Origin of the sequence: Algoriphagus sp. AGSA1 (assembly GCF_021390545.1) — a bacterium.
GTDB lineage: Bacteria > Bacteroidota > Bacteroidia > Cytophagales > Cyclobacteriaceae > Algoriphagus.
The window spans coordinates 73,221-85,867 of sequence record NZ_JAJUWR010000022.1; the positions used below are offsets into that span (position 1 = coordinate 73,221).

General features: G+C 44.2%; 16 protein-coding genes. All 16 read right to left on the reverse strand.

Annotated features, from left to right (window positions below; translation table 11 throughout):
- Positions 1 to 91: 91 nt before the first annotated feature.
- A complete protein-coding gene (locus tag LZF95_RS17400) occupies positions 92 to 1,228 on the reverse strand; it encodes a DUF2062 domain-containing protein (protein ID WP_233756303.1) in 1,137 nt (378 codons plus the stop codon).
- The gene (locus LZF95_RS17405; RefSeq protein WP_233756304.1) at positions 1,228 to 1,602 is read right to left on the reverse strand and encodes a hypothetical protein; all 375 of its coding nucleotides are present in this window, start codon (positions 1,600 to 1,602) and stop codon (positions 1,228 to 1,230) included. The genes LZF95_RS17400 and LZF95_RS17405 overlap by 1 nt, the downstream gene beginning before the upstream one ends.
- Positions 1,603 to 2,208: an outer membrane lipoprotein carrier protein LolA gene (locus tag LZF95_RS17410; protein WP_233756305.1), complete on the reverse strand. Its 606-nt coding sequence runs from the start codon at positions 2,206 to 2,208 to the stop codon at positions 1,603 to 1,605.
- Entirely contained in the window at positions 2,209 to 2,940 is a 732-nt protein-coding gene (locus tag LZF95_RS17415) for a polysaccharide deacetylase family protein (protein ID WP_233756306.1), read from the reverse strand.
- Complete coding sequence (locus tag LZF95_RS17420; RefSeq protein ID WP_233756307.1) at positions 2,933 to 3,847, reverse strand: beta-ketoacyl synthase chain length factor; 915 nt, start codon at positions 3,845 to 3,847, stop codon at positions 2,933 to 2,935. Before LZF95_RS17420 ends, LZF95_RS17415 begins: the two co-directional genes overlap by 8 nt.
- A complete protein-coding gene (locus LZF95_RS17425; protein ID WP_233756308.1) occupies positions 3,844 to 5,022 on the reverse strand; it encodes a beta-ketoacyl-[acyl-carrier-protein] synthase family protein in 1,179 nt (392 codons plus the stop codon). The genes LZF95_RS17420 and LZF95_RS17425 overlap by 4 nt, the downstream gene beginning before the upstream one ends.
- Entirely contained in the window at positions 5,019 to 5,273 is a 255-nt protein-coding gene (locus LZF95_RS17430) for a phosphopantetheine-binding protein (RefSeq protein ID WP_233756309.1), read from the reverse strand. Before LZF95_RS17430 ends, LZF95_RS17425 begins: the two co-directional genes overlap by 4 nt.
- A gap of 2 nt (positions 5,274 to 5,275) precedes the next feature.
- Positions 5,276 to 5,857 carry a hypothetical protein gene (locus LZF95_RS17435; RefSeq protein ID WP_233756310.1) on the reverse strand — a complete coding sequence of 194 codons (582 nt, stop codon included), beginning with the start codon at positions 5,855 to 5,857 and terminating at the stop codon, positions 5,276 to 5,278.
- A gap of 3 nt (positions 5,858 to 5,860) precedes the next feature.
- Positions 5,861 to 6,979, reverse strand: a complete 1,119-nt coding sequence (locus tag LZF95_RS17440) for a beta-ketoacyl synthase N-terminal-like domain-containing protein (protein ID WP_233756311.1) — start codon at positions 6,977 to 6,979, stop codon at positions 5,861 to 5,863.
- Positions 6,964 to 7,389 (reverse strand): thioesterase family protein, encoded by a 426-nt coding sequence (locus LZF95_RS17445; RefSeq protein WP_233756312.1) that lies wholly within the window; start codon positions 7,387 to 7,389, stop codon positions 6,964 to 6,966. The genes LZF95_RS17440 and LZF95_RS17445 overlap by 16 nt, the downstream gene beginning before the upstream one ends.
- Before the next feature lie 121 nt (positions 7,390 to 7,510).
- Positions 7,511 to 7,942 (reverse strand): hypothetical protein, encoded by a 432-nt coding sequence (locus tag LZF95_RS17450; RefSeq protein ID WP_233756313.1) that lies wholly within the window; start codon positions 7,940 to 7,942, stop codon positions 7,511 to 7,513.
- Entirely contained in the window at positions 7,942 to 8,814 is an 873-nt protein-coding gene (locus LZF95_RS17455; protein WP_233756314.1) for a lipid A biosynthesis acyltransferase, read from the reverse strand. The genes LZF95_RS17450 and LZF95_RS17455 overlap by 1 nt, the downstream gene beginning before the upstream one ends.
- Positions 8,814 to 9,062 (reverse strand): acyl carrier protein, encoded by a 249-nt coding sequence (locus LZF95_RS17460; protein ID WP_233756315.1) that lies wholly within the window; start codon positions 9,060 to 9,062, stop codon positions 8,814 to 8,816. The genes LZF95_RS17455 and LZF95_RS17460 overlap by 1 nt, the downstream gene beginning before the upstream one ends.
- Positions 9,049 to 10,272 (reverse strand): beta-ketoacyl synthase, encoded by a 1,224-nt coding sequence (locus LZF95_RS17465; protein WP_233756316.1) that lies wholly within the window; start codon positions 10,270 to 10,272, stop codon positions 9,049 to 9,051. The genes LZF95_RS17460 and LZF95_RS17465 overlap by 14 nt, the downstream gene beginning before the upstream one ends.
- Positions 10,269 to 11,000 (reverse strand): 3-oxoacyl-ACP reductase FabG, encoded by a 732-nt coding sequence (fabG, locus tag LZF95_RS17470; protein ID WP_233756317.1) that lies wholly within the window; start codon positions 10,998 to 11,000, stop codon positions 10,269 to 10,271. Before fabG ends, LZF95_RS17465 begins: the two co-directional genes overlap by 4 nt.
- Positions 11,001 to 12,545 carry a histidine ammonia-lyase gene (gene hutH / locus LZF95_RS17475; RefSeq protein ID WP_233756318.1) on the reverse strand — a complete coding sequence of 515 codons (1,545 nt, stop codon included), beginning with the start codon at positions 12,543 to 12,545 and terminating at the stop codon, positions 11,001 to 11,003.
- Positions 12,546 to 12,647 lie beyond the last annotated feature (102 nt).

A 12,647-nucleotide genomic window follows, 5' to 3' on the forward strand; every position in this document is an offset into this window, starting at 1 on the left:
AGCTAACTTACGGTTTCATTCCAATTAGTGAATGCCAAATGCATAAAAGTTTTCATAAGCCAAGTCCAAGGCAGACGAGATCAAGCCCAGCTCACTTCCCCCTGATCTTCATCAGCAAATACGTGAAACAAAAACCAACCACCGCTAGCACACACGATAAAATCACAGCCCCGACCAGATATTGGTGGAGTTGAAGATAAATCGTTTCCATCGTGATCTCGGCAAAATCAGGGATCAGCACTTTCTCCTTCACGAAGAAACTCCCAAAAAAATAACTCGAAAGAATGATCACCGGAATCAACGGTGGCAAACTAATATTGGAAAAGGTAAGTACCAATACACGGTTCAATTTCAATAAACTTGCCACGAAAAATGCTGCTATCATCTGGAAACCCCAGATGGGGAAAACCCCGAAAAACAATCCCAAACCAACCGAACCGGCCATGTGGATAGGATCATCCTGATGCCTCTGAAACTCCCTTCGGATCTGGGTGAAAATGTTTCGCTCCCCTTTGGTGAAAAACAAGCGCTTTGGAGCATAATAAACCAAGGCCAATACAAATAAAACTGTATTCAAAACCGATATCCTGGCAAAATCAGTAAAAGGTCTGAAATGGCTGACCCGATCTTCCGGATAATTCACACGCACAGGCACTTCCCTCACAGGTATGCCCTCCCATGCCAGCCGCACAATTACCTCTATTTCAAATTCAAACTTTCGGGTAAACCATTTTTTCTCCGAAATAGCTGCGAGGGGGTAAGCTCTAAATCCAGTTTGGGTATCTGATAGTTTGATTCCTGTGTCCACCCAAAACCAAAAATTACTGAAGCTGTTCCCAAAACTACTTTTCTTGGGAATACCATCTTGTCTCATATTCCTGGAGCCCATCAGCACAGTTTCCTCTTCCAGATGCTCAAGCTGAGCCAGTAGATCCAATATATTCCCAGGCTCATGCTGCCCGTCCGAATCCAAGGTGATCGCATAATCAAACCCTTGGTGGTATGCATGTTCAAATCCTTTTCTTAAGGCCATCCCTTTCCCCTGATTTGCAGGAAAACTGAGGTAGTCCAGTCCTGGAAATCCCTTAAGAATATCCTCTGTTTCATCCGTGGAGCCGTCATTGACCACCAACAGATCCTTACTGACCACCAACACTTCAGATAGCACTGTACGAAGTGTCCCGGCATTGTTATAGGTGGGAATGATGATACAGATTCTCTTCTTCATCAAATGCTCTGGTATATACCTTTCATTTTAAAGAACACAGTATCTCCTCTAGTGAGATTTGCATCGACTTTCAGCCCCTCCTCCACTTCAGAATGCCTGATCGCCAGTTGTACTTCCGCATATTCCATAGGGTTAAGCACGGCAAGGAATTTGATGTTCAACGCTGTCTTAAGCTGAAACTCTTTTTGAAAAAGTCTGCCCAAAGAAGCCCTCACCGCCTCCACCATGATGACACCTGGCAGAATAGGATTGCTTGGAAAATGCCCTTCAAACACTGGACTTTGCACCTGGATTTTCACCACCAAAACAGACTCAGATGCTCCTTGTGAATGGATGGAAATATCGAGGGTTTGATCTAGTACGGATTGCTTCATTTATCGAAAAATTGCAGGTGGTATCTGAGCATTTACTTTCTGATCGGTAAAAGTGATTTCTGTAAAATCATCTGCGTTCTCATACATTTTCAGCTGATCTAGAAGCAGGGATTTTTCGTCAAATTTCAACTCGATTTTTTGCAATCGCTTAGCCAGGCGCTTATCTAAAGGTATCAAAGTGATATACATCTTACCATTTCTTGGCTGAAAATCCTTTTCGAATGCCTTATCATTTAAAATAGACCCATCTATGGTGCTCAGTATAAACTGCCGGAAAATACTCATCTGCATGTTCAATCCTGTGGATTTTTTCACTGACTCACCGTCAAACTGTATGACTTGATCCTTGTTGATCACGAAGTAGGTGGAACTTGGCTCTTGCTGTTCCCAGCGGATTTTGTCCGGCCTATCAAAGTAAAAAAGGCCTTTGGAGTCCAATGGTTCATCAAAAAGCGGACTTTGCTTCAGTTGCGTAAAGTCAGATGAAATAGTTTTTACTGACTCATAATGCTTCTGTAGCCTGAGCGCAAAATCAGCCCCCGCTTGTTGGCCAAAGGCAACCACTGAAAGTACAAACATCAATAGGATAGAGATAGTCAAGCGCATTTAATTCAATTCAGCTTTCAAGGTCAATTTTCTTTTTTTCAGCTCCACGATCAGTGGGTCTAAGATCGATAAGGTGTGGGGCTGCGTATCGTGCATCAGTACAATATCCGATCCTTTTACGCTGCGTTTGAGGCTATTTAGCATTTTTGCAGGCTCCTTCCGTATCGTATCAAAACTTCTTACAGTCCAGCCCACCGATCGCAATCCGCATTTTTTGATTGCGTAAGCTATTGCGGGATTCGTCACTCCGAAGGGAGGTCTGTACAGATTTCCAGCTTGAGGGATGATTTTCAGCAGTTCAGCATGCCCTTCGGCTATATCGGTTGTTGTTCTTTCTCTGTTCCAAAATCCCATGGTGGGAGCATGACTAAACGAATGGCTGCCCAGTAAATGACCTTCCTCATGGATTCTGCTGATGAGTGCTTCATTTCCTTTCACCTTTTTGCCAATCAGAAAGAATAGCGCAGTTACGTTATGTTTTTTCAGAATATCCAAGACCAAAGGTGTATTCACCGGATCGGGTCCGTCATCAAAACTCAACAACACATTACCTGCACTTGTTCTAGGGATAGAATTGAGGAAAAACTGAGCCCCCATCCAAAGCGACATAGCACCGAAAAAGACCAGAACTCCAACTACTAAAACCAAAACGTATAAATCTGAAATAGGAGTCAGCAAAATCCCTACAGCCACTACAAGGGCAATCATCAGAATTACGTGCAATTTATTCATGAGAAAGCAGTATTAGTCCCAATCCTTTGGTTGAGCTGTTATTCACGATTACTACCTGTCTGAATTCTTTCTTCGCCAGGAAAGAACATCCCAAATGCATTGCCAAACCTGAAGAAGTCATGTATTTCCCTGCCAAACTTGTCATTGATCTCTGCTGCATAGTGGTTCCATGAAGCTTATCACCAGTGGAAATCACCAGACAACAATCCTTGTCCACCTGATTTTTGTGAAGAAACTCATCCAATGCATTCAAAGGGTTATTTGCAGATGATTGTGAAGAAATATCCTGGACAAAAACATTACTAGACCTTTCTTCACCTAAGTGAAAAAAGGACGCCCCTTCACCAAATACAGAAATCTCCTCATCTGAATAGCCCGCATCTTTAGCCAAGCTATCAAGTAAGGGAATGTGCTCATCTGCGGCACCCAGTAAAATATTGTTCGCACCAAACTTGAATTGAAGAGCCGCGTCTTTCAGCGCATTTTCAAATGAAAAGTTCCGCTGAACATGGGTCATGTTATAACCATGGTTTTTCAGTTGCAAAGCAAGTTGCCCGGAAAGTGTATTGTGACTGGACTGCGTAAAAGCGGTAGGCGAAACCAATCCAGTTTGGGAGAGACTATTCATTAAAAACTTCTCAGTATCGGCTAAATTGCCAAGCCCGGTTCCCACAATAATCGCATCCCAATCCACTGCTGGATCTCTCGAAATCGACAGGCCACAAAGCAGCGACATCTTGGTGATTTTGGACATTCTTCGCAGTGGTGAGGCCGGGATCACCGTTTTGTAGTCGGCATCAGCCGCTTTAAAACCCAACAAATCGTCTCTCAAATCCTGCAAGGAAAATCCTTCCCAAAAACCTTGGGCAGAAATTGAAACCGCTTGACGAATATATAATCTGTTCATTGAACTTTGGAGAAAATCAACGAAGTGGAATTCCCTCCAAAACCAAAAGAATTTGACATAACATATTGCATTTCTTTTGATTTTGGATTTGCCAACAGTGACTCTGAAGAAGTCATGGGATCACTTAAACCGGCGGTACCAAAGGCACAGTTTTCTAGTAAGCTATTAATTGAAATCACTGCTTCTATAGCTCCCGAGGCAGCCAGGGTATGGCCAGTTGCTCCTTTGGTAGAGCTAAAGTCCGGAAGATGCTTACCGAAAACTGTCTCCATAGCAGCTAATTCTGAAGAATCATTGGTTGGAGTGCCGGTGCCATGGGCATTAATATAGGTAATTTCTGAAGGAAGAATTTGGGCTACCTCCAGCGCTGCATTCATGGCTTTCTGCGCACCTATTCCCTCGGGTGAGGTCCCTGTGTTGTGAAAGGCATCATTACGGTTTGCCCATCCTGATATTCTTGCGATACATGAATTGCCACTTTCCTTTATCCCCTCGTCACTTTCCAGTAGCAGGTAAGCTGCCCCCTCTCCCAGGTTCAAGCCCCGTCGATTGATATCAAATGGTTGGCACAATTCGGAATCATACACCATCAGGGACTTAAACCCCTCGACGGTAAAGTTGCACAGCGCATCAGTCCCCCCTACCAAGACCCGGTGGTATTCCCCGGAACTGATCAGCTGAGCCCCCAGCAAAATCGCGTTAGCGGCAGAGGAACAGGCTGTGGAAATGGTATTGACATCGTCAAATCGCATTAAATTACTGGCTATAAAATCGGTATTTGCACCCAGATCGTGCATTTGAAAAAGTGCGGGATCCCCGAGCTCTCCTCTGCTAATAGCTTTAAAGTACTGCTCGCTCAGATCCATACCACCTACTGTGGTGCCATTGATGAAAGCTGCCGGGATTTTAAAATCAAACGCTAAGTTGCCCAAAGCTTCCTTTGCGGCTAGTAACCCAAGCCAGCCGGTTCTGGATACGTAGGGCGAGAATGGCACTTCGCACAATGCAGCCAATTGGAGATTGGAAAATTTTACTTTTCCGGCATACAGAACGCTCTGATCTACTTGGTATTGGCTTATGCCCACCACCCCTGACCTGAGTTGGTTGCTGTGGTGCTTTGTGCCTATACCCAAAGCGCTTACCACTCCTAATCCTGTAATGTTTACTGCTGTCAAGCCCTGCTTTTTTCTATAAAGTTAGCGAGTGAATTTACCGATTTGAAAACTTCCCTGCCTTGTTCAGGACTCTCCAGCACCACCCCGAAGTGATTGTCCAACATTACGATAATCTCCAAGGCATCTATAGAATCCAGACCGATACCGGCATCTCCGAAGAGCGGTTGATCATCAGTAATATCCCCCGGTGTCAAATCTTCCAGATTTAACTGCTCTATCAGCTGGATTTTTATTTCTTCCTGTAAACTCATTTCTATATTGACATTAATGACATTATACTTCCTGTAGCCTCGACCAAATAAAGCTGAAGCTGATAGTTCTCCTGAAATACATCCGCCCATCCTCCCAGACAATAGTTAGCTTTGCCGCTTGCGATTAACACATCAGCTTCATTCGCCCAGCTTTCAAAATTAAATTCAGGCTTCAAAATAAGCAGATTTTCCCCGTACCATTTATTTCTGATGGCTATTTCTCCCAGCATAATATTCGGTAAGGTATAAACAAAGATGGCCGGGCTTACATTAACTCCCTCATTGATCAATTGCTGATGCCGAAAGTCGGTGTCCAGACTCGACTGCCCACAGAAAAAACACAGGGCAACTTCATCATCGTCGAATTTCTCCTCCACTGCTTTCAATAGAAACTCTGCGCCTACAAATGCCAACTGGCACAACTTATCCATCTTATAGAACTTGGGATAAGAAAGCCGCAATTCCTTAAAAGCCTCCTTCAGAAACATGGCAGTATCTCTGTTTTCGCTGGAAAACACCTCCGCCCCGTTTACGGAAACAGTGCCATTTTCAACGATGCAGGAAGATATTGTTTTTACCGGCATAGCTTACACTTTTTCGATTAAAACCGCCGCATTGCACCCTCCAAAACCAGAAGCGGTTTTCATCGCCACCCGTACCTCCATTTCAGTGTTTTCCATCAAAATGTTAAGTCCGGTTTTCTCCTCTGGATTCTCGCAGCCCAGGGTTTTTACCAGCAGGTTCTGCCCCAGACTCTGTAAGGTCATGGCTATCTCCACCAGGCCACTTGCCCCTAAGGTGTGACCAAAGTATCCTTTGAAACTGTTTATGAAGGCATTTTCCATTCCTGAACGGGCAAAGGCCTCGGCTTCCATCGCGTCGTTGAATAGAGTACCTGTACCATGAGCCGAAATAAAGCCTACATCCTTCCTCTGCTTAGCACTAAACTTCAGGGCTTTTTCTACTGCCCTGTAAAGGCCCTCACCCGTCCTGGACGGCCCGGAAATATGGTTTGCGTCATTGCTGGTGGCTCCTGAGAGGTATTTTACAGGCCGTGTTTTGAAAATATCCCGATCCCTTGAAAGCACCAGACTGGCAGCTGCCTCACCCAGGTTTAGCCCCTTCCTGTTTTTATCAAAAGGTTTGCACTGCCCACTGTCCAATGCGAAAAATGACTCAAAGCCCTTGGTGGTAAACTCACTTAACACATCCACTCCCAACACCAGAGCATGGTCCACCTGACCTGCGGATATTTTATCCGCGGCATAGATTACAGCAGATATGCCCGAAATACACGCACAGGAAATCACGACTCCTTCACTGGAAAAAGGCAATCCTATCTGGATATTTTTCATCAGTGTATGCGGATTGGCCCGGGATAAATCCCCCGACTTCAACTGTGCCACATCACCCTTGGTGGTGCTCAAGACAAATAGCCAGCGCTCCTCAAGCTGATTTGTAAGGTATAACTCTTCCCAGCTCCCCCTCCAACATTCCTCTGCCAGCTCAGAAATAGGTGAATCCGTAGAAAAGCAAGACATTTCAAACTTAGCCGCAAAAAGTTCGGAAACACCGGGAAACGGCTGATCCAAAGCTTGGAGACCAGTCTTACCGAGTTTGGCGTTGGTAAAGGTCTCTTCAATACCCCAACCCAACGGAGAGATGATGTTTTCACCACCTAAAAAGACTTCTACTTTTCCAGCCATGCTTGCTCAGACTTCCACTTTTCGAAAACAGGAGGAGTATTCAGCTGAAGTTCCATCTCTTCATTGACAAATACCTGTGTAGTCTCACCTACCGCAGCTAGTTTTTGGGTAGTCTCATTATATACTGTATAATGATAGATAACCTTTGCTGCCTGACTGTACTGGAGCCTGGTCACCAAACGGGCCACGTGGCCAAATTTTAACACAGATTTGAACTTCATCTGGGTGTCCACTATGGGCAAGATCAGCTTATGTTCATATAGATCCTGATAGGACATCCCGTATTTAAGACCAAGATTCTCTCTGCCGTCCTCAAAAAATTTCAGGTAATTCCCATGCCAAACGATCCCCAATGAATCTACTTCTGAAAATCGGATATTGACCAGAATCTCGTCTTCTATATATTTCATGTGTTTATAACTGTTTTTCAAAGGCCACACCTGCCTGCCAGCAGGTCGTAGGATTTATAATCATCCGGCTGCGTGTCGCTTGCATCCTGCCCGCCTAAAGACCCCGTAGGCAGGCTCGATTTCACGGATTGATTACAATTTTCATTTCACATTCCAGCAACAAATTTTCCAAGTGGAATATTTTGCCTTTGATCAGTGTAATATTAAATACTTCCTGCAGGATCTCCACCTGCGTATGTATGGTACAAGATGCTGGAGCGAAGTCATAAACTTTCACTTTAGTGATCCCTCCGATAAATCCCAAAGGCACCTCCTTTCCCACATTCCGAGCCTCCAAACCTACTATCGCAGCGGCACTTTGGGCTATATTCTCCAGCATTCCGGATTCTGAAAACCCAACTTTGCCAAGAAAGATATTTTCCTCAATAAGATCGAGTTCAGTTTGTATTTGCTTCCCTGTATATGCTGTCACCCGACTGATCATCATAATAGGTTCCCGCTGTGGAATCAGCGTATGTACAGGTATATTTTCTAATTCTTGAGCTGAATACATTAGGATGGGTTTTGGAAGAAATCGTAGTAATTAAACCACTGTGCGGGAAATTGTTTTACTTTTTCCTCCAGAACGCTTACATAATCCGTCACAATCCCGTGGATCTGTCCATCGGCTTTTTGGGACTTGGTAGCACTGAACTTATAACCAAATTTACTACTCTTCACCGCAAATATGAAAGTATATTCCGCTTTAAGCTTATTTACTATGGAGAATGGGCCTTCTGGAAAGTGAGCGGTGCCATTCAGAAAATCAGCGGTGATGGTTTTCGCTCCCGGCAAAAAACGGTCTGCATTGATACATATAAGTTCCTTTTGTTTATAGTGCTTGTAGATTTTCACCAAATGGGACATATCCTCTTTAATAGGAATGATGTTGAAATTGGGCTTTGATCCAATACGCTGAAGAAAACCATTGATTTTTTCCTCTTCATTTTCATACATCAGCACATTCAGCGGCACATCCAGATTCTGGAGCAGATTTCCCGCAATATCCCAATTACCCAGATGGGCTGAAAAGACAAAACCGCCTTGTCCTGATTTCGCCATGCGAATGAGCTGATCCTCTCCCTGCTGCGTATAGTAAATCTCCTTTCCCAAGTCCATAGCCAAGGCGATCTTATCCAGAATACTCTGCGCCAGCAGATAGAAATTTTCTTTACATAAGGCTTTCGCCTTCCTTCTGGAAAAACCCAATCGATCTTGATAAAAGCGGAGAATGTGTTTCTTAGGTTCTCCTGCAAAGAGGTAATAATAATAGGATATTGCCCTGAGTAAAAAATAAGTTTTGGACAGCCCAAAAACACGGAGGGAATACACTACTATTTTATACCCAAGTACATTCCCCCTGCTTCTACCTGTCCACGAAGCCATTAGGTTGCACTCACTTTTTCAAAAATCAGATCGTAAAAATCCTGATAAGTCTTCACCGATTTAAAATCCTCTCCGGTCACTTTAAATCCAAAATTATCCTCGATCACCACTACAAGATCCACGTAATCCAAGCTGTCTAGTTCCAAGGTATCCTGCAGGCTTGCAGAAGGTTCGATGACGCTTTCATCCACTTCAAATTCCTCTACCAGAAAATTATTTATCCGCTCTATTACCTTATCCTTCGTCATACTTCTTTAATATTAAAGTTGAATTTGTCCCCCCAAAACCAAAGGAATTGGAAACTACATGCGCTAATTCAGCCTTCTTTGAATGTGCAATAATATTAAGTTTGGCAGAAACTTCATCTGGATTTTCGAAATTAATGTTGGGTGCGATGAAGTCATGCCGCATCATCAGCAAGCAATAAACGATCTCACTCGCCCCAGCCATCCAGCATTCATGGCCTGTCATAGACTTGGTAGAGCTAATCGGGGTTTTGGATCCAAATACCTCATGAAGCGCCATCCCCTCAAAACGGTCCCCCACCGGAGTGGAAGTGGCATGCGCATTCACATAATCAATTTTATCAGCGGTCAGATCTGCAGCTTTCAAAGCCATCCGGATAGAGCGAACCTGTCCATCCACATTGGGATTGGAAATATGCTCACCATTGGATGAAAAACCATAGCCAACCAACTCCGCCAAAATACTGGCACCTCTTGCTATTGCGGATTCATAACTCTCAATAATCAATGTCGCCGCCCCACCGCTTGCCACTAGTCCATCCCTGTCCCGGTCAAAAGGACGGCAAGATGCTTTAGGGTCATCCTCACGGATAGAAAACACGCCCAAACCATCAAAACTTCCAAATGCCATAGGGTTCACTTCCTGGGCACCACCCACGATAATCATATCCTGCAATCCGGCTTTGATCAGCTGGTATCCCATACCTATGGCATGCGAACCCGATGCACAAGCAGCACTGACGGTATAATTGATTCCGCGAAGTTTATAGATCGTCGCCAGGTTCATTGTGACCGTACTATTCATAGATTGGAAAATGGACCCTGACCCCACCAGAGTCGTATCCTTTTTCTCCCGGATAGTATCCACAGACTCTATGACAGCTTTTGCAGATGAATCATTACCATAAATCACTCCTGCTTCGTGCTGCTCGAAGAATGAATTATCCAAACCCGCCATTGCCAAAGCTTCTTCAGTGGCAACTACCGCATATTTAGCCTCTTCACTCAGCGTATTGCGTTGTTTTCTATTCAACACAGCTTTCAAATCTGGCTCTTCTACCATTCCTGCCAGTCTGGAACGAAAACCTAATCCTTCGCGGGAAGGATCAATGGAAATCCCACTCACTCCATTTTGCAGGGAATGCAGTACCTCTTCCAGATTCTTGCCTATGCAGGAATAAATCCCCATGCCTGTGATCACTACCCTTTTCATGAAATCCCTCCGTTTATATTGATGGTTTCCCCAGTGATGTAAGCGGCCTTCTCAGACACCAAAAAGGATACTGTACCGGCCACTTCATCTGGAGTACCGAATCTATTCATCGGTATCAGCTTTCTAAGTTCATCCTCTGGTAGATCCTTGGTCATATCCGTGGTAATAAATCCCGGAGCAACGGCATTTACTGTGATTTTACGCTTGGCGACCTCTTGTGCCAAAGACTTGGTAAAAGCAATCATCCCACCTTTAGATGCTGAATAGTTAGTCTGACCCGGCACTCCTTTCACTCCGGCAAGGGAAGCAATATTGATTATCCGTCCATACCTCTTTCTAACCATGTGATTGATCACCGCTTTTGTCACGTTATAGGTTCCGCGCAAATTGACATCTACCACAGAATCAAAATCATCCTTTTCCATAAAGACCAATAGATTGTCTTTTGTAATCCCTGCGTTGTTTACCAGCACTTTGATCTGTGATTCAGGATTTGATTTAATCCAGTCTGCTATGGCAGAGGAGGTCTCATCATACTCCTGTACCCGAAAGCGAAGTAATTCAGCTGTACCTCCAATGGCCTGAATCGCTGCCAAGGTGTCCTGGGCTGCAGCTTCATTGCCGGAGTAATTCACCAATATATGAAACCCATAATCCTGGGCCAAGGTGACGGCAATAGTCCTACCTATACCTCTGGATGCTCCAGTGATCAAACAACAATCTCTCATTTATACTCCTTCTTTGCTTTGTAATAACTTAGCCTTCAACTCGGCCAACACCTCATAATTGGGTTTATCCTCTTTTATTGGTGCTGCTTTCTCCCTCACAAAATCATATAGTTTCTTGGAGGCAGAGGATAGCTTATCATAGCTCTGATCTATATCAATTGCCTGGGCAATCGCCACCAACTGTACGGCCAACACTTCAAATGTATTATCTATTACCCGCTCCGCCATCAAGGCCGAGTTGGTACCCATACTCACTATATCCTGGTTATCTCCGTTATTCGGAATAGAGTGGATATATACGGAAGAACTCAAGGATTGATTTTCGGCTGTAGTACTTACTGCCGTGAACTGCATTCCTTGTAGCCCAAAATTAAAGCCCAACTTGCCCATATTCAGGAAAGCGGGGAATTTATTGTTTAATCTATCATTCATCAGGTAATTGATCTGGCGCTCCATCAGCATGCTCAGTTTTGTCACAGCGATCTTCAGCTTGTCCATTTCAAAGGAAATATAATCTCCATGAAAATTACCTCCATGATATACATTCTCTGTCTCTGTACAGACTATAGGATTGTCGTTGGCCGAATTGATTTCTTCTTCCACTATTTCCCTGGCATTCACAAAGGTGTCGTAAATAGGCCCGATGATCTGAGGAACGCACCTAAGTGAGTAATATTCCTGTATTTTCTCCGAGAAAAACTCCTGTCCATCAATGTAATTCTCATTGAAGAGATGATCCTTCCTGTTCTTAAGCACATTGCCATCGGCCAGGATTTCACGCATCTTTTGAGCCACGAATTGCTGGCCTCTATGCAACTTGGTTCCGTTCAGCTCTTCACTGAATGAATCCGTATAGGAAGCCGTCAACTCATTCATCACCGATGAGGTAAGTATGCTGAAATATATCAGTGTGGATGAATGGATCAGATTAATAGCAGCCAACCCACTCATACAGGAGGTGCCATTGATCAGAGAAAGACCGTCCCGAAGCTTTAAACTAGCAGGCTTCAGCCCTGTGGCGTGTAGTGCTTCTGAGGTGGGTACCAGTTGATTTCGATAGTAGGCATTCCCCTCCCCTATCAGGCCCAGTGCCAAATGTGCAAGCTGAACCAGGTCGCCACTTGCCCCTACTCCACCGTGTTGGGGTATCACAGGATAAATCCCACGGGCTATGTAGGCAGCGAGCGTGTTCAATACATCCGGGCTAGTACCTGAAAACCCTAAAGCCAAGGTATTTAATCTGCAGATCATGATAATCTTGGTAGCCTGAGGGGAAAGGAAATCCCCGGCCCCATTTGCATGGCTCCGGATCAGATTATACTGAAGATCTGTCAAATCCTCTTCCCCGATTCTGTATTGGGCCATAGGGCCAAAACCAGTATTAATCCCATAGATGACCTTGTTTTGGGAAAATTCGCTTAAAAAAAGAAAAGAGCGCAGTGTTCGTTCAAGTTGAACGTCTGTCAATACATACTCGCTTTCTCCATTAAAGTATCTCTTGATATCCTCTAGCCGCTGATAGTCGCCCGGCAGATTTTCTTTCATATCCCTATAGCTTGTAAATAACAAAACTAGGATATTTAGCTGTTTTCAAGCGGCGAAACACTTAGAATAAACTATTATTTGAGATAGATTTAATAAAGTCCG

Excerpts from the sequence above, each read along its gene's own strand:
- LZF95_RS17400 (WP_233756303.1), bottom strand. The coding sequence starts at position 1,228 with ATGAAGAAGAGAATCTGTATCATCATTCCCACCTATAACAATGCCGGG.
- LZF95_RS17405 (WP_233756304.1), bottom strand. The coding sequence starts at position 1,602 with ATGAAGCAATCCGTACTAGATCAAACCCTCGATATTTCCATCCATTCA.
- LZF95_RS17410 (WP_233756305.1), bottom strand. The coding sequence starts at position 2,208 with ATGCGCTTGACTATCTCTATCCTATTGATGTTTGTACTTTCAGTGGTT.
- LZF95_RS17415 (WP_233756306.1), bottom strand. The coding sequence starts at position 2,940 with ATGAATAAATTGCACGTAATTCTGATGATTGCCCTTGTAGTGGCTGTA.
- LZF95_RS17420 (WP_233756307.1), bottom strand. The coding sequence starts at position 3,847 with ATGAACAGATTATATATTCGTCAAGCGGTTTCAATTTCTGCCCAAGGT.
- LZF95_RS17430 (WP_233756309.1), bottom strand. The coding sequence starts at position 5,273 with ATGAGTTTACAGGAAGAAATAAAAATCCAGCTGATAGAGCAGTTAAAT.
- LZF95_RS17435 (WP_233756310.1), bottom strand. The coding sequence starts at position 5,857 with ATGCCGGTAAAAACAATATCTTCCTGCATCGTTGAAAATGGCACTGTT.
- LZF95_RS17440 (WP_233756311.1), bottom strand. The coding sequence starts at position 6,979 with ATGGCTGGAAAAGTAGAAGTCTTTTTAGGTGGTGAAAACATCATCTCT.
- LZF95_RS17445 (WP_233756312.1), bottom strand. The coding sequence starts at position 7,389 with ATGAAATATATAGAAGACGAGATTCTGGTCAATATCCGATTTTCAGAA.
- LZF95_RS17450 (WP_233756313.1), bottom strand. The coding sequence starts at position 7,942 with ATGTATTCAGCTCAAGAATTAGAAAATATACCTGTACATACGCTGATT.
- LZF95_RS17455 (WP_233756314.1), bottom strand. The coding sequence starts at position 8,814 with ATGGCTTCGTGGACAGGTAGAAGCAGGGGGAATGTACTTGGGTATAAA.
- LZF95_RS17460 (WP_233756315.1), bottom strand. The coding sequence starts at position 9,062 with ATGACGAAGGATAAGGTAATAGAGCGGATAAATAATTTTCTGGTAGAG.
- LZF95_RS17465 (WP_233756316.1), bottom strand. The coding sequence starts at position 10,272 with ATGAAAAGGGTAGTGATCACAGGCATGGGGATTTATTCCTGCATAGGC.
- fabG (WP_233756317.1), bottom strand. The coding sequence starts at position 11,000 with ATGAGAGATTGTTGTTTGATCACTGGAGCATCCAGAGGTATAGGTAGG.
- hutH (WP_233756318.1), bottom strand. The coding sequence starts at position 12,545 with ATGAAAGAAAATCTGCCGGGCGACTATCAGCGGCTAGAGGATATCAAG.